Origin of the sequence: Rhizobium sp. Root1203 (genome assembly GCF_001424945.1) — a bacterium.
Classification (GTDB): domain Bacteria; phylum Pseudomonadota; class Alphaproteobacteria; order Rhizobiales; family Rhizobiaceae; genus Rhizobium.
In genome coordinates this window covers 149,653-165,517 of record NZ_LMCW01000034.1, presented here as the reverse complement: position 1 = coordinate 165,517, position 15,865 = coordinate 149,653, and the positions used below count along the sequence as shown (strand labels likewise).

Genomic DNA, 15,865 nt, shown 5'->3' with positions numbered 1-15,865 from the left:
CTCCCTACTACCAAGGCACGCACGTCAGTTCACTGTAGAGATAGTCTACGTCGCCCGGGACAAGCCGGCTGCTGCGAAACATCTTTGGTCGCGGAGACCGAAGTGCGATCGACAGACCTGGAGGTGAAACGCCCTGACGGTTCTCGATCAAAGTCGCCATAATTCCAAAGCGGGTCAGCAGGCAACTGTAGACATGGCCTGCAATCGCCTGGAAAAATTCAGGATTGCCGATATGCAGGATAGACGCAAACAGGGGCAACTGCTTGCGTCGGTCCCTTCGAAACATGACGTAGCAGTGCTGGTCGCCCCGAAGTGCGACAAGATGATGTGCTGCCGGGGCGCGCGCGTGATCCCGATAGATCTCGAGATCGCGCCCCTTGAGGCAAGAGCCGATCGTTGACGCCTCGGAAACGATGCGAACTCCGCTTCCCCATCGCGGCAGCGGCAAATTGGGTACCAGCGCTGCCGCGGTGTCCAGATGCTGGAAGTTCAGGCGTGCGTTCAGTGGAACCACGCTGCCGCTTGGCGACAGGTCGGTGAAAGTGTAGCCGTGCTGGTCGAGCAGAGCTTTCAGAAGCTTCAGTCCGTGGAAACGGTAAGCCTCGAGAACACACCATGCGGCGAGGTTGCAGAAATTCTCTTCCTGGTCGCCGATACGGCGCTTTGAATAGAACGCGACATAGACGCCGAGAATGCGGTTCTCGCCCACAAGCATGAAGCCATGATTGGGGGAAATCGATTGCCAGGACGGCTGGATCGCGGCCGCCCAGGTCGACGGCGAAAGCCTGCCGTTCAACTCGGCATGAAGAAAATTCGCAACCGCGGGAACGTCGCCGGGAGCAATCGGCCGGATCACGACAGCCCCGTCTGTCGCTTTGAAATCAGAGTTTGACACAGCCCACCAATTCCTTCGCAATCACGCTAAAACATATGCTCGCAAGCATTGGCACAAGTATTAGTGTAGGTATCTTTAGCCATAATTGCGATTGGAAGGTAGTTACACAAAAGGTCTATTGCTTATCCCGTTTGCTAACTTGAGGGTTACGATTGCGCGGTCGTATGGTCAGGCCTCTTCGTGTCGAATACACGAGCTTGGGAGGCGGCCATTTCTATGAGAAATCACATTCTAATTTTGGTTGAGAACCTGCCCGTCCCCTTCGATCGTCGGGTCTGGCAGGAAGCACAGGCGCTGAATGAGGGTGGCTACGAGGTTTCGGTCATTTGCCCTATGGGAAAAGGACACGATCAGGCTTACGAAGTATTGAACGGCATTCATATCTATCGGCATCCCCTCCGGGAGGCCGATTCCGCTGCTGGGTACTTCCGAGAGTATTGTTTCGCGCTGTTTCACCAACTCCATCTCTCGTTTCGCGTTCGGCGCCGGCAGCCGATCGACGCGATCCAGGCATGCAACCCGCCGGACCTGATGTTCCTGGTGGCCCTGGTCCACAAATTGCTGTTTGGAACTTACTTTGTATTCGATCACCACGACCTGAGCCCAGAGCTCTATGTCAGCAAGTTCGGGCGAAAGGACTTCTTTCACAAGCTGCTTCAGTTCTTCGAACGCCAGACTTTTCGCGCTGCAGACACCAGCATAGCCACCAATGAAACCTTTCGCGACATTGCCGTCGCCCGCGGGGGCATGGATCCGGACCGTGTCGTTGTGGTCAAGAGCTACCCGGAGGCATCCCGATTTCGGCTGACCGACGCGGATCAGTCCCTGATTGTACCGGGAAAGCATCTCATCGGTTACATCGGGATCATGGGCGCGCAGGACGGCGTCGAGACCCTGGTGAAGGCGGTCGCAGACATCGTGCATGTGCGAAAGCGCAACGACATCAATTGCCTGATTATCGGCGACGGGCCGGAGTTCGGGCGCCTGAAGGCGATGGCCGAAGACCTCAAACTTGGCGACACGGTGCGTTTCACCGGCTATCTCAGCGGCCAGCCGCTTATGGCCCATCTTTCGGCGCTCAATCTCGGGATCATTCCCGATCCGCCGAACGACTTCAACGACAAGCTCTCCATGAACAAGGTGTTCGAGTACATGATGCTGGGCCTGCCGTTCGTTCAGTTCAATCTGCGCCAGGCAACCAGCGATGCCGGAAACGCCGCCCTCGTCGTCTCCGAGCATTCGCCCCAAGCGCTCGCGGATGGCATTCTGGAACTCGTCGACGATCCGGAACGACGCCTGCAGATGGGCTCGGCCGGGCGTGCGGTGGCCGAGCGAAAATTTCGCTGGACGGGCGAAGCTCATCGGTATCTCGGTGCTTACCGCGATCTATTTCGACGGAGATTGGACGTCAATGATCAGCGTCATTATCCCGCATCTTGATCAGGCAGAGGCGCTGAGAGTGTGCCTGACATCCCTGGCTTCCCAGACAGGGACGCAGCAGGCAGCGGAAATCATCGTCGTCGACAACGGTTCCAAAGCTCCACCGTTCGAGATTTGCTCCAAGTTTCCCGCCGTCGCTCTTTTGTCCGAGCCGGTTCCAGGTCCGGGGCCGGCACGCAATCGCGGGGTAGCGCATGCGTCCGGTGATATCCTGGCGTTCATCGACGCCGACTGCGTTGCGGGCAAGGGCTGGCTGTCTGAAATCGAGCATCGATTTACGGCGGATGCCGAAACGGATGTCCTGGGAGGCGATGTACGGATCGCATGTGAAAACCCTGGCCGGCTGACACTGCTGGAAGCCTATGAGAGTGTATTCGCCTATCGCATGAAGGAGTATATCGCCAAGCAGGGATTTACGGGCACCGGCAACCTTGCGATGCGTGCAAAGGTTTTTGGCGCAGTCGGTCCATTTGGCGGAATCGACGTCGCCGAGGATCGGGATTGGGGCCAGCGGGCACTGCGGCAAGGTTTTCGAACACATTATTGCCCGACGATGGTCGTCTATCACCCGGCTCGCAGGACCCTTGGCGAACTTGCTCGAAAATGGGACCGGCATACAGCGCACGATTTTGCGCGCATTCAGGCGCGGCGGGGCTGGTGGCCACTTTGGATTTTGCGCGCCGGGGCGGTTGCCGTCTCGCCTGCTGCAGAGGTGATCCGAATTGGCCGTTCGGATCGGCTGAAGGGCTTGCGCGCTCGCGCACTCGCGTTTGCAGGGGTAGTGCTTGTTCGTAGTTACAGAGCCTGGATCATGCTCGCGCTGGCATTTGGTGCGGACGCCGCGAGTTTAAGCGGCCGGTGGAACCGGGAGATGCTGCCGCTTGGCCCCGATGGGGATGCGTCTTCCCGATGAGCAGCCAAGCGATCATAGAAAATGCGACAAGCGCCTTACCGGGTAGGAGGCCAGACCATTGACCGCACTTTCGAGCTGGCCGGCCGTCGCGGCTTCGCTGTTGATTGCGCTGGGTCCGGATGCCGTTCAGTCAAGCGAGGTTCCCCCGATACCTGTTGACTTGAGCAGCTTCCCTGGACCCGGCAATACCGGCGTCCCGAAGGGAACCGTTCTCGCGCCATATGACGGACCATGCGATATAACCGAGCCGAACACGGTCATTGATGCCCGTTCGGTAGAGTGCGACCTGTTTGTGAAGGCACCGGGCGTGCGGATTACGCGTAGCACCACGGGACGGATCGAAGTCGACACTCCGGGCGCTTCGCTTACGATTGAAGACAGCCTTGTCGACGGGGGCAGATGGAAGGGACCAGCCATAGGCTTTTCAGACGTCACCGCGCGGCGCGTCGACGTGAGGGGCGGGCAAACGAGCATCCAGTGCACGCCCAATTGCCTCATCGAGGATTCCTGGCTCCACGGACAATATCTTCAACCCGGCCAGCCGCAGCATCTCGGCGGTTTCTTGTCCAACGGCTGGCATGATGTGACACTTCGGCACAATACCATTGTTTGCGACGTTGAAGACGACAAGGAAGGTGGCTGCTCGGGCAGTGCCCAGATTTATGGCGACTTTGCCGTGCTCACGCGGTTCACGTTTGAGCGCAACCTGTTTCTCGCCACACCGGGTGGCTATTGCACATCATTCGGATACAACCCGGGAAAGCCCTTTGGCAGCAATCCAACGTTTATCGTCGTGACAGGCAATGTCTGGACACGGGGCCCCAATGGAAAATGTGGGTCATACGGCCCCACGACGTCGTTCGATCCGGGCGGCGAAGGCAATGTCTGGAGCGGAAACGTTTGGGAGGACGGGTCGGTAATGGTGGCCCAATAAACGTTTTCGCGGGTTCCACTAATGAAACCGGAACCCCCGATCGGCTGCCGCGCCTGTGGGTACGCCGTGCCACATCTCGTCGTTGCAGGGTTGGTCTGGCTTGTGCGAGTTGCCTAAATTGCCGCATTGCAGTTTAGTGGAATCCTCCGTACAGACAGCGGAACCGAGAGACGGTGAGGACAAGGTGACAGCCGGAAGAACGAACGCAGCTCAGTGGCTGGTGCGCATGACTTGCGCCATCGCTCTGCTGTTCGTCGGCTTTGCTCATCAGGCCCCCGCCTTCGCCAACGGCACTTTCATCGCTCCCGAGTTTGCAGAATACGTTCTTCCCGACGGCACGTTGCCCGTCATCTGCATTGCCGGCAAGGTCGATGGAAAGCACACGCATGATCAATTCCATGCCGCCAAGTGCGAAGCCTGCCGGATAAGTTCCTCGGTCCTGTTGCATGCTCCCGGTTCCGGCGGCATCGAGCGTCTTCTGATCAAGGCAACCGATGCGTCACGGGTCGAGGTCCTTGTCTTTCACCGGCAATTATTTCCTCGCAGCAGAGGCGCAAGGGCGCCCCCGCGAAATCCCGCTTTTGCTTGAACCTGCGTTCCGACAGATGTCGTGACGCTTGTCGCCATTCCAGCGCTTCGCCTTGCTGTGTCGCGTTCGGCCCAATTCAGATCATAGTCATGTCAAATCTCGTCCCGCACCGAAGGCCGTCGCCACGCTGGCACGACGTCGTGCGCGGTCAGACGAAGCGTCGTCCCCGCAAGGAGCAACCATGATGAAAAAGTTCATTATCCCAATAGCCAGCCTGTTGTTTGCAGGTCTGTTTGCCACGTTCTCAACCGCTCACGGCTTCAAGGCGGGTGACATCGAGATCGGCCACCCGCATGCGCGCGCTATGGTCCCCGGTGCAAAAGTCGGTGGCGGCTACATGAACATCACCAACAACGGGTCGACAGACGACAGGCTGGTCAGCGTGTCCTCCGATCGGGCAGCGTCGGCCGAGGTTCACCTGATGAGCGTCGATGGTGGCGTCATGACGATGCGGCCGGTGAGTGGCGGCCTCGTGGTTCCCGCCGGCAAGACGGTCGAGCTCAAGCCAGGCGGTTATCACATCATGTTCATGAGCGTGACGCAGCCCTTCAAGGCAGGCGAGATGATCAAGGCAACGTTGACCTTCGAAAAGGCAGGTGCCGTCGACGTGGAATTTTCCGTCGGCAACGCAGGCGGACCAAGCGGGGGCGGTGACCACTCGACCATGGATCACAAGAATATGGATCACACGGACATGGGCGGCATGGATATGTCCAAGCCGCAATAGGACCATTCCCGTCCACCGGACGTTCCGCGCGTTTCCCGTATCCCCAGGAGACATCCTCATGCATGAATTCACCCGCCTTTCCGTCATCTGCGCTGCGATATCCCTCGGCCTTTGCGGCCAGGCGCTGGCACACGCACACCTCACCGCCAGCGTTCCTGCCGACAAGGCGACGGTCGCAATCGCACCGACCGAGATCGATTTGCGCTTTTCCGAGGAACTGGAACTCAAATTCTCAGGAATTTCCATCGTTGGGCCCGGCAAGGCTGCGGTCAAAGTCGGCGACGCAAGACTGCTGGACGAGGGCAAGACGCTGACACTACCCGTGACTGAGAAGCTCGATGCCGGCCGCTACACGGTGGAGTGGCACGTGCTTTCGACCGATGGCCACAAGACCAAGGGCGCCCTTGATTTTGTCGTCAAGCCCTGACGTTGACCGTGACCTTTGATGGGGACCATGGCCTGATCCTGTGCCGCTTCCTGTTCGACGGCGCAGGTCTCTTCCTGTGGGGTGTGTCGGTCTATCTCGCCTGCCTCGTGCCGGCACGGTTGTCGCAGCTGTTGGATCACCGGCTTCGCGTGTCGCGCAACGTTGCGGTCTTGACGGTTATCGCGACGACGGCCGGGATGCTTCCATTGCGGGCGGCGGCGATAGGCGACGGATGGCGCGATGCCCTTTCGTCAAGCGTGCTGCAAACCGTTGTGCTTGATACCGGTGTGGGTCGGGCGTGGCTGGCACAGGCCTGTCTCAGTGCCCTGCTCATCGCTACGTTTGCACTGCCAGGCAGGCACCGGCCGCCGGCGCGAGCCGTTTGCGCCGGGCTACTGGTGCTCACGCTCGCGATAAGCGGCCATGCGGCGATGAACAGTGGCTGGTTGCGGGTCCTCCATCGGGCGAACGATGCCCTTCATCTGCTGTCGGGCGGTGCATGGCTTGGCGCTCTTGTGCCGGTTCTCGCCGTTCTGCCATTGCTTCACGATACCAAGTGGCAACATGAAGCCCGGCCGGCGTTGACACGATTTTCCACAGCGGGGCACGTTGCTGTCGCGCTTGTCCTTCTGTCGGGGACCGCCAATACGATGCTGATCGTCGGAGGCGTCCCGTCGGATTGGTCTCGCACCTATCAGGTGCTGCTTGCCGCAAAGATCGGGCTGGTCGGCGTCATGGTGACCCTCGCGATCGTCAACCGATACGTGATTGTGCCTCGCCTTGGCCTCAGTCGGTCTCTGCTTGCGCTGAAGCTCGCAACCATAGCCGAGCTATGCCTCGGCGTAGCTGTCGTCGCGCTCGTTGCATGGTTCGGCACGTTGGCGCCGGTCTGACCCAATTTCCGTACCCACAGCACCTACGTCAAATGACGGTAGTGCGCACTTTTTCTCTTTATCGGGCCGGTCTGCCGTGTCACGTTCCGAGGCGACATTGCACATTTAAAGGGGCCCACATGTTTACAAAAAGCGTTAAATTCGGCGCCGCGCTCGCGGCTCTTTTCCTTGCTCCGTCGCTTGCTTTTGCCCACACCGGCGTTGGGGATACATTCGGCTTCGTTCATGGTTTCAGCCATCCGCTTTCCGGCCTGGACCATGTGCTCGCCATGGTCATGGTCGGCGTTCTTGCCTGGCAGCTTGGCGGCCGCGCCGTCTGGGTTGTGCCGACGACCTTTGTTCTGGTGATGGCCGGAGGCGGCGTACTCGGCATGACGGGTGTCGCCATTCCTTTTGTCGAGATTGGCATCGCGCTGTCGGTCATCATTTTGGGGGCGATCGTCGCGCTTGGTATCAGGGCTCCCGTCGCAATTGCTGCAGGCATCGTCGGGTTGTTCGCGATCGCTCACGGTCACGCTCACGGTGCTGAAATGCCAGCAGCCGCAGCCGGCCTGGCGTATGCGGCCGGCTTCATGATGGCGACCGCAGCGCTTCATGTTGCGGGTCTTGCGATCGGCTCTCTGATCGGCAAAGTCGGCGGTCGCTCTGGCACATTTGCCACGCGCGCGGCAGGCGGCATAGCAGCGCTGGCAGGCGTCAGCCTTCTGGCAGGCCTCATCTGAAACGGGCGGTCCGCGAAAAGGCGGGCTTTTCAGCTCGGGGGAGAAGCGATCTCTTAGCCGCACCTGCGGCGTGCTTCCGCGGCGCGCTTCAGCGATCTCTCCACGACCGACGGCATTGCCGGCTTTGTGACGACCCCCAATGCCCCTTGCAGCTGGCCGGCAACCGCCTCCGGATTGCCGGTCATGAAGACGACGGTAACGCCGTATTCCTCCACCAGACGGCGGCCGATCTCCGGACCCGTCGGACCATCGGAAAGATTGACGTCGACAAATGCGATGTCGGCTGCCGGTGCCAGTTCCAACGCCTGGTCCTTTCCCGATGCAAGCCCGGCGACATCAAAGCCCATGGCCTTGACCGTCGCCTCAAGATCGAGGGCGATGAACAGCTCGTCCTCGACGATCAAGACCCGGTGCTTTTCGGCAGCCCTATCCGCTGGATTACGCTCTACGCTCGTACCAATCACAGTTCTCGCCTTTCATTCGAAAGAACTCGATCACATAACGGGTCCGTAGCAGATATGTTCCACCGCGATGCAGATTTGTTTCGACGTAAGGTGTTGTTAACATTAAAAAATGTTTAACGTCAACGGATTGCCTCCAGGTGATGCGGTACCTGTCACGAGGTTGTTTCCTGGCGTTCCGATAAGGAACAGGGTTAGTTGCCGCGCAGCTCATGCGCCGAGTTGACAAGCGGAACGGGAGACCGGAGAGTGACGTGATCCAGCGCCAGCATCTTGGGGGGCACTATGTCTGCACGCGTGTTTTTCGCGGCTGTCGCCGTTACTCTTTCGACCTTGTTTGCAGGGGTTGCGGCTCACGCAGCAGAGACGAAACGGGAGATCCAGACCGTACGGGATGCCGATTATTTCGGCTTCGATCTGCGCACCGAGCAAAACGTGACGCTGGAGCAGTGCAAGGCGAGCTGCATCGGCGACAAGGTCTGCAAGGCATTCACCTACAATCCGACCGCAAAATGGTGTTTTCTGAAGTCCGATTTCAAGACGATGAACGCTTTCCCCGGCGCGATTGCTGGTAAAATTATTTCGACCGCGAAGGAGCAGGAGCCGGATATCGGCGCCGCCCCGCGTGTTGCGTTCCTCTCAGGCGATGTCCTCCAGCAGGCGCGCGACGACAAGGCGAACCTCGAAGTTGCCGAGGACCAGCAGGGCCAGAGTGCCGACAGCCTCATTGCCAACGCGCGTATCGATCTGACTGCCGGCAATGTTGTCGATGCGTTGAAATCGTTCCGCAGCGCACTGGCGCTGACGCCGGAGAGTGCCGACCTGTGGCTGGAAACGGCGCGCGCGGGCGACAGCTTTGTCAAAACCGACGCCAACAGCGGCAGTGACATCTACGCTCAGGCCGTGCTTGCTGCGCTCAATGGCTACGATCTAACCCGAACTGCGACCAGTCGCGCCGACGCGCTCGCAGTGCTTGCGGCTGCCCTTGAGAAGAATACGAACTATCGTGCGGCCCTCAATTCCTACAAGGCAAGCCTCGCACTTGTGAACTACAGGGAAGTCCAGGCCGCTTTCCTCCAGCTGAAATCCACGCAGGGTTTTCGCATTACGGAGCATACGGTCGACGCTGACAGCGCAACGCCCCGTGCCTGTGTCACGTTCTCCGATTCGCTCGTCAAGACGACCGACTACACGCCGTTCGTGACCCTCAACGGTGCCGCTCCAAAAGCCCTTGAAACCAAGGACAAGCAGATCTGCGTCGAGGGCCTGACGCACGGGGAAAACTACAAGATAGCCTTCCGCACCGGCCTGCCTTCTTCCGTCGATGAAGTTCTGGAAGCTCCGGTTAGCCTCGATATTTATGTCAAGGATCGCACTGCGAGCGTGCGTTTCACCGGCGACAGCTTTGTCCTGCCGTCGACGGCCAGGCGTGGAATTCCGATCGTTTCCGTCAATATGGCGTCATCCAATCTCAAGCTTTACCGCATTGGCGATCGGGGTATCGCCCCGTTGCTGACGAGCTCGCAGTTTCTCACCCAGCTCGACGGCTACAGTGCGCAACGCATCGAGGATGACAGCGGCGAGCTGGTCTGGCAGGGCACGATCGATATCGCCAACGACCTGAACAAGGATGTGGTCACCAGCTTCCCGGTGGACGAGGCGCTGCCGGAGCGAAAGCCCGGCGTTTATGTGCTGACGGCAACCGCACCGAACGCGCCGGATCAGGATTGGAACGCCCAGGCAACCCAATGGTTCGTCGTGTCGGACATCGGCGTCACGACCTACGCCGGTACGGATGGCCTCAACGTGTTTGCGCGTTCGCTGGCTTCGGCCAAGCCGATGGCCGGCGTAGAGCTTCAGCTGCTGGCAAAGAACAATGAGGTGCTTGGAACGGCCACGACGGACGAAGACGGCCGCGCGACCTTCACGGCGGGGCTGATCCGCGGCACCTCGGCGCTGACGCCGGCCGTGATCACGGCAAGGAACGGGGCGTCCGACTACGTCTTCCTCGACATGACCCGCGCCGGCTTCGACCTTTCGGACCGCGGCGTTACCGGCCGCAGCTCGCCTGGAGCAATCGACGTTCTGACCTGGACCGAGCGTGGCATATACCGCGCGGGCGAGACGGTTCATGCAGCCGCCCTTGCCCGCGACACCGATGGCAATGCGATTGACAACCTTCCGCTCACCTTCATCTTCCTGCGTCCGGACGGCGTCGAGGATCGTCGGATCGTGCGGCAGACCAGTAACATCGGCGGCTACGCGTTCGATTTCGACGTTCAGGCCAATGCGATGCGCGGCACCTGGACGATGAACGTCCATACCGATCCGAAGAGCTCTCCGATCGCGACGAAGAGCTTCCTCGTCGACGATTTTGTGCCGGATCGTACTGATATGGAACTCAAGACCGAGGCCAAAGTCATCGGCCCTGAGACACCGGCGACGGTCAATATCAGCGGGAAATATCTCTACGGTGCGCCAGCCGCCGGCCTGACCCTTGAAGGCGACGTGGTCATCAAGCCAACGCGCCAGAGCGAGGCCTTTCCGGGATATTTCTTCGGTCTTGCCGATGAAGAGGCAAGCGAGGATTCGCGCCAGTCGATCGAAGGACTGCCGGAACTCGACGAGAACGGTGAGGGCGTCACCGACCTGACAGTCGGCGATCTGCCGGCGACGACGCAGCTTCTCAACGCCACTGTCTATATCAGGATGCAGGAAACAGGCGGCCGTGCCATCGAGCGTTCGCTGGTCATTCCGGTGAAGAACCAGGGACCGATGATTGGAATCAAGCCAGAGTTTGCCGGCGATCTCGGCGAAAACTCGATCGCCAAGTTCACAGCCATCGGCGTCAGCGCAGACGGTCAGAAGGAAGAGATGAAAGGGCTTCGCTGGAAGCTCTACAAACTCAACCGCGATTACCAATGGTATCGCGACGGGACAGCGTGGAAATACGAGCCGGTCTACACTGCAGAGCAGGTTGCGAACGGCAATGTCGACTTGAGCATGGACGGAGGCAAGATCTCTTCGCCCGTCGGATGGGGTCGCTACCGGCTGGAGGTCGAAAGCACCGAGGCCGACGGCCCGACGTCGAGCGTCGAATTCGATGCCGGCTGGTTCGTCCAGGCAACGTCGACGGAAACGCCCGACGGGCTGGAGATCGCGCTCGACAAGGAAAGCTACAAGGTGGGTGAGACGGCGAAGCTGAAGGTTTCGTCGCGATATGCCGGCGAACTAATGATCGTGGCGGGCACGGAGACACTCGTTGCCGTCCAGAATGCTGCGATCGGAGACAAGGGCGGCGAGGTGGATATCCCGGTCACCGCGGACTGGGGTGCCGGCGCTTACGTCACGGCGACCCTGTTTCGCCCGGGCAATGCCCAGGACAGCCACATGCCGATGCGCGCGATCGGCGTCAAATGGCTGAAGGTCGATCCGGCCGACCGCGCGCTGCAGGTCAAAATCGGCGCGCCTGAAAAGATGCTGCCGCGCGGACCGCTGCCCATCACTCTTGCTGTTGCAGGCGCCGGTACCAACGAGGACGCCTATGTGACGGTTGCCGCTGTCGATGTCGGCATTCTCAATCTGACCCGCTACGAGCCTCCGAATCCGGGGGACTGGTATTTCGGGCAGCGTCAGCTCGGCCTTGAAATCCGCGATCTCTACGGCCGCCTCATCGACGGCTCGCTGGGTGCGGCCGGCAAGCTCAGAACCGGTGGCGACGGCGGCGCAGTCGCGCTACAAGGCAGCCCTCCCACACAGAAACTCGTCGCATTTTTCTCCGGTCCGGTGAAACTGGACGCCGAGGGGAAAGCGCATGTGAGCTTCGACATCCCGCAGTTCAACGGCACCGCGCGCGTCATGGCGGTGGCATGGTCGAAGTCGGGCGTCGGCCAGGCGACCAGCGATGTGATCATCCGCGATCCCGTTGTCGTCACTGCCAGCCTTCCGCGCTTTCTGGCGCCGGGAGACACATCGGAACTTCGTCTCGATATCGCCAACACGGACGCGCCGGCAGGCGACTACAAGCTTGCGGTCACAGGCAATGATGCCATTGCGGTCACCAACGGCTCCCAGACGATCCGTCTTGAGGAAGGGGCCAAGTCGGCCTTGACGCTCGCGGTCACCGGCGGGCAACCAGGCAACGGCAGCGTTTCGATCAATCTTTCCGACGCGGCCGGGCTCTCGCTGGACCAGACCGTGGATGTGCCCGTTCGGCCCGCGGTCCTGCCGGTGACCGAGCGTCGCGTGCTGGCGCTGAAGCCGGGCGCCACGCTGACGGTCGACAAGGCACTGCTCGCAGACAGCGTCTTGCCGGGTGCATCCGTGAGCGTCAGCGTCACCAGGTCTGCCGCGTTCGACATTCCGGCGCTCTTGATGTCGCTCGACCGTTATCCGTTCGGTTGCGCGGAGCAGACGACGAGCCGGGCTCTGCCCCTGCTCTATCTCAGCGAACTCGCCAAGCAATCCGGCCTGGAAGACGATGCGGATGTGAAAAAGCGGGTTCAGGATGCAATCTATCGCGTGCTCTCCTATCAGGCATCCGCTGGCAGCTTCGGTCTCTGGGCCCCGGACAGCGGCGACCTCTGGCTCGATTCCTACGTTTCCGACTTTCTGACGCGGGCCCGCGAGCAGAAGTACGACGTGCCCGACCGTGCGCTCGCGCAGGCACTCGAAAATCTTCAGAATGCCCTCAGCTACGATGTCAACGTCAAGGATCAGGGCGACCAGATCGCCTACGCACTTTACGTTCTTGCGCGCAACAAGAAGGCCGCGATCAGCGATCTGCGCTATTACGCCGATACGATGATCAACGACTTCCCCACCCCGCTTGCCAAGGCCCATATCGCCGCGGCCCTTGCGCTCTACGGTGACGCGACACGCTCGAAGAATATCTTCGTCGACGCTCTGCAGATGTCGGAGCAGTCGATGGTCACGAGGGTCAACCTGTCTCGCACCGACTACGGCTCGGTTCTCCGGGACGGCGCGGCCATTCTCGCGCTTGCAGCAGAAAGCCGTCCCGTACCCCCCGTGGTGCCGGAACTCGCGAAGGCAGTCGCCAAGGAGTGGGATCGAGCCAAGTACACCAGCACGCAGGAACAGGCATGGATGCTGCTTGCCGCGCGGGCGATCCAGGGCGGCGACGATTCGCTCAAGATCGACGTCAACGGTGCGCTCCACAGCGGTGCCTATATGGCGACAATGTCGGGCGACGCCCTGATGGGCAATCCGCTGACGCTTGCCAACCGGACGGGCGATCCGGTATCGGCCGTCGTGACGACTGTTGCCGCCCCGGCTGTCCCGCTGCCGGCCGGTGGTGACGGCTTTGCCATCGATCGGACCTACTACACACTGGATGGCGAACAGGCGAACGTGACCGAAGCCAAGCAGAACGAACGCTACGTGGTCGTGGTGCACGTGGCAGAGAGCAACAACTGGCCGTCACGCATCGTCGTTACGGACCTGTTGCCGGCGGGCTTCCAGATCGACAATCCGAGCCTCGTCGACAGCGCGCAGCTGACCAACTTCGACTGGATCGGCGATATCACGGCCGCCCACACGGAATTTCGCAACGATCGGTTCGTGGCGGCATTCAACCGTTCGGCAGACGACAACCGCGAGATCAACGTCGCCTATGTCGTTCGCGCCGTGACGCCCGGCATCTACGATCATCCTGCTGCGAGCGTCGAGGACATGTATCGTCCGCAGCTGTCGGCACGCACGGCGACCGGCAAGATGGAGGTCGTTGCAGCGCAGCCATGAGACTGAGCCGGAAACTTGCGATTGGTGCTGCGAGCGGCGTCGTCCTGACCGGCGCAGCGCTCGTTGCGCTCGACGCGGCGGACAGGGCTTTCCCGCCGCCACTCGACAAGGCCGATACGGTCTCCTCTGAAGTGCTGGACGCAGACGGCAAGCTGCTGCGCGCCTTTGCGACGCCGGAAGGTCGGTGGCGGCTGAAGACAAGCGTCGCCGATGTCGATCCTCAGTTTCTGCGGATCCTCGTCGCCTATGAAGATCGCCGCTTCTACGAGCATGGCGGCGTCGACCCCTGGGCAATTGGGCGGGCAGCCGTCCAGCTCCTCACCAACGGTCGCATCGTTTCAGGTGCGTCCACTCTTTCGATGCAAGTGGCACGACTGATCGAGCCGCGTCAGGGCCGCTCGCTGTCTGCCAAACTGCTGCAGGTTGTGCGCGCCATCCAGATCGAGCGAAGGCTTTCCAAGCAGCAGATTCTCGATCTGTACCTCACCCACGCGCCGTATGGCGGCAATCTCGAAGGGGTGCGGGCTGCGAGCCTCGCCTATTTCGGCAAGGAGCCGAGGCGCCTGACCGTGGCACAGGCTGCCCTTCTGGTAGCCCTTCCGCAACTGCCCGAACGGCGCCGCCCCGACCGCAATCTCACGTCGGCGGAAGCGGCCCGCAAGCGCGTACTGGAGCGGGTCGCGGTTGTCGACGTCGTGGGAGACGGCGAGGCGGAACGCGCCGAGGCGGTGCCGGTCCAGGAAAGGCGCATGCAGCTTCCCGCGCTCGCCGCCCATGTTGCGGAAGCCGCGTTGCGCAAGGAGCCAGCTGTCTCGCAGCATCGCACGACCCTGAAGAAGCAGGTACAGGACGGGCTCGAATCTGTTGCGCGCGCTGCGGCCCTCAGGCTTGGACCGAAGCTCTCCCTTGCGATGGTCATGGCGGATGCGCAGACCGGCGAGATTGTCGGGGAAGTCGGTTCAGCCGACTATTTCGACGCCAGCCGGTCGGGCTGGATCGATATGACGCGCGTCAACCGCTCACCGGGCTCCACGCTTAAGCCATTCATTTACGGCCTTGCCTTCGAAGAGGGGCTGGTCAGCCAGGAAACGATCATCGAGGATCGCCCTGCCGATTTCTTCGGTTACCGGCCGCGCAACTTCGACATGAGCTATCAGGGCGATGTCACGGTGCGAGAGGCCCTGCAGCTGTCGCTCAACGTTCCTGCCGTCAAGCTGCTCGACGCCGTCAACCCGGCGAAGCTTCTGATCCGTTTCCGGCGCGCGGACGTGCACCCCGTTCTGCCACCGAACGAGACGCCCGGCTTGGCCATCGGCCTTGGCGGCCTCGGCATCACGCTCAAGGATCTGGTGCAGCTCTATACGGCGCTGGCCAATCGCGGCCACGCGGTCAGGATCGGTGACGGAATCAACAGTCAGCCCGGCAAGATCGATGGCGAAGCGCTGCTCGATGCCGTCGCAGTCTGGAACGTTGCCGATATCCTGTCGGGCGTCGTTGCGCCGGCGGGAGCCCCGCAGCGCGGCATCGCCTACAAGACGGGCACGAGCTACGGCTACCGCGACGCCTGGTCCGTCGGATATGACGGGCGCTATGTTCTCGGCGTCTGGGTCGGTCGTCCCGACAACGGAGCTGCACCGGGTTTGACCGGTTACGGCACGGCCGCCCCCATTCTGTTCGAAGGATTCGCGAAGTCGGGTATTGCGACGACACCCCTTCCCCGTCCTCCATCGGGCGCAATGCGGATCGCCCAGGCACAACTGCCGATCAGCCAACGCCGGTTCGCGATCAATCCAAGCGGGCTTCTCGCGACGTCCGGCCGTGAGGCAGCACCTCAGATCGTCTATCCGCCCGAGGGCGCACACGTTGACCTCGGTGCCAAGAGGGGCGATCTGTCGCCGCTGATGCTGAAGCTGCAAGGCGGGCGGGCGCCGTTTCGCTGGCTTGCCAACGGCAAGCCGCTACCGGATCTCTCTCGCCGCCGAACCAATCAATGGGTGCCGGACGGAGGCGGCTACTCCAAGCTCACCGTCATCGATGCCATGGGCCGGGCCGCGAGCGTCGGCGTTTTCGTCGACTGATAGCAATAGAAAAATCGGAGCAAGAC

The 15,865-nt window shown here is 61.1% G+C and carries 12 protein-coding genes; 10 read left to right on the top strand and 2 right to left on the bottom strand.

The window, feature by feature from the left end; genetic code table 11:
- Positions 1-7: 7 nt before the first annotated feature.
- Entirely contained in the window at positions 8-895 is an 888-nt protein-coding gene (locus ASC97_RS25095) for a hypothetical protein (RefSeq protein WP_200959543.1), read from the bottom strand.
- A 216-nt stretch (positions 896-1,111) separates the two neighbouring features.
- Between ASC97_RS25095 and ASC97_RS25090 the strand changes: the two genes are divergently transcribed.
- The 8 genes from ASC97_RS25090 (at position 1,112) to ASC97_RS25055 (ending at position 7,540) form a co-directional block, all read left to right on the top strand.
- On the top strand, positions 1,112-2,335 hold the full coding sequence (locus tag ASC97_RS25090; protein ID WP_244481587.1) for a glycosyltransferase family 4 protein: 1,224 nt from the start codon (positions 1,112-1,114) through the stop codon (positions 2,333-2,335).
- Positions 2,307-3,248: a glycosyltransferase family 2 protein gene (locus ASC97_RS25085; protein WP_057471038.1), complete on the top strand. Its 942-nt coding sequence runs from the start codon at positions 2,307-2,309 to the stop codon at positions 3,246-3,248. Before ASC97_RS25090 ends, ASC97_RS25085 begins: the two co-directional genes overlap by 29 nt.
- Positions 3,249-3,306: 58 nt before the next feature.
- Positions 3,307-4,182 (top strand): hypothetical protein, encoded by an 876-nt coding sequence (locus ASC97_RS25080; RefSeq protein WP_113000479.1) that lies wholly within the window; start codon positions 3,307-3,309, stop codon positions 4,180-4,182.
- Positions 4,183-4,366: 184 nt separating this feature from the next.
- Positions 4,367-4,771 (top strand): hypothetical protein, encoded by a 405-nt coding sequence (locus ASC97_RS25075; RefSeq protein WP_244481586.1) that lies wholly within the window; start codon positions 4,367-4,369, stop codon positions 4,769-4,771.
- 184 nt (positions 4,772-4,955) lie between these two features.
- Positions 4,956-5,498, top strand: a complete 543-nt coding sequence (locus ASC97_RS25070; RefSeq protein WP_057471142.1) for a copper chaperone PCu(A)C — start codon at positions 4,956-4,958, stop codon at positions 5,496-5,498.
- 58 nt (positions 5,499-5,556) lie between these two features.
- Positions 5,557-5,925: a copper homeostasis periplasmic binding protein CopC gene (gene copC / locus ASC97_RS25065; protein ID WP_057471036.1), complete on the top strand. Its 369-nt coding sequence runs from the start codon at positions 5,557-5,559 to the stop codon at positions 5,923-5,925.
- Between the two features lie 8 nt (positions 5,926-5,933).
- Positions 5,934-6,818, top strand: coding sequence for a copper homeostasis membrane protein CopD (gene copD / locus ASC97_RS25060; RefSeq protein WP_244481585.1), 885 nt, complete (start codon positions 5,934-5,936; stop codon positions 6,816-6,818).
- A 119-nt stretch (positions 6,819-6,937) separates the two neighbouring features.
- On the top strand, positions 6,938-7,540 hold the full coding sequence (locus ASC97_RS25055; RefSeq protein ID WP_057471035.1) for a HupE/UreJ family protein: 603 nt from the start codon (positions 6,938-6,940) through the stop codon (positions 7,538-7,540).
- A gap of 53 nt (positions 7,541-7,593) precedes the next feature.
- On the opposite strand, the gene ASC97_RS25050 is transcribed toward ASC97_RS25055, so the two are convergent.
- Positions 7,594-8,001, bottom strand: a complete 408-nt coding sequence (locus ASC97_RS25050; protein ID WP_057471140.1) for a response regulator — start codon at positions 7,999-8,001, stop codon at positions 7,594-7,596.
- 285 nt (positions 8,002-8,286) lie between these two features.
- Between ASC97_RS25050 and ASC97_RS25045 the strand changes: the two genes are divergently transcribed.
- Positions 8,287-13,761, top strand: coding sequence for an alpha-2-macroglobulin family protein (locus ASC97_RS25045; protein WP_057471034.1), 5,475 nt, complete (start codon positions 8,287-8,289; stop codon positions 13,759-13,761).
- Positions 13,758-15,839 carry a penicillin-binding protein 1C gene (gene pbpC / locus ASC97_RS25040; RefSeq protein ID WP_057471033.1) on the top strand — a complete coding sequence of 694 codons (2,082 nt, stop codon included), beginning with the start codon at positions 13,758-13,760 and terminating at the stop codon, positions 15,837-15,839. The genes ASC97_RS25045 and pbpC overlap by 4 nt, the downstream gene beginning before the upstream one ends.
- The last annotated feature ends 26 nt before the right edge of the window (positions 15,840-15,865 follow it).

Bases quoted from the DNA above. Each gene is read 5' to 3' on its own strand.
- ASC97_RS25090 (WP_244481587.1), top strand. From the start codon at position 1,112: ATGAGAAATCACATTCTAATTTTGGTTGAGAACCTGCCCGTCCCCTTC.
- ASC97_RS25085 (WP_057471038.1), top strand. From the start codon at position 2,307: ATGATCAGCGTCATTATCCCGCATCTTGATCAGGCAGAGGCGCTGAGA.
- ASC97_RS25070 (WP_057471142.1), top strand. From the start codon at position 4,956: ATGAAAAAGTTCATTATCCCAATAGCCAGCCTGTTGTTTGCAGGTCTG.
- copC (WP_057471036.1), top strand. From the start codon at position 5,557: ATGCATGAATTCACCCGCCTTTCCGTCATCTGCGCTGCGATATCCCTC.
- ASC97_RS25055 (WP_057471035.1), top strand. From the start codon at position 6,938: ATGTTTACAAAAAGCGTTAAATTCGGCGCCGCGCTCGCGGCTCTTTTC.
- ASC97_RS25045 (WP_057471034.1), top strand. From the start codon at position 8,287: ATGTCTGCACGCGTGTTTTTCGCGGCTGTCGCCGTTACTCTTTCGACC.
- pbpC (WP_057471033.1), top strand. From the start codon at position 13,758: ATGAGACTGAGCCGGAAACTTGCGATTGGTGCTGCGAGCGGCGTCGTC.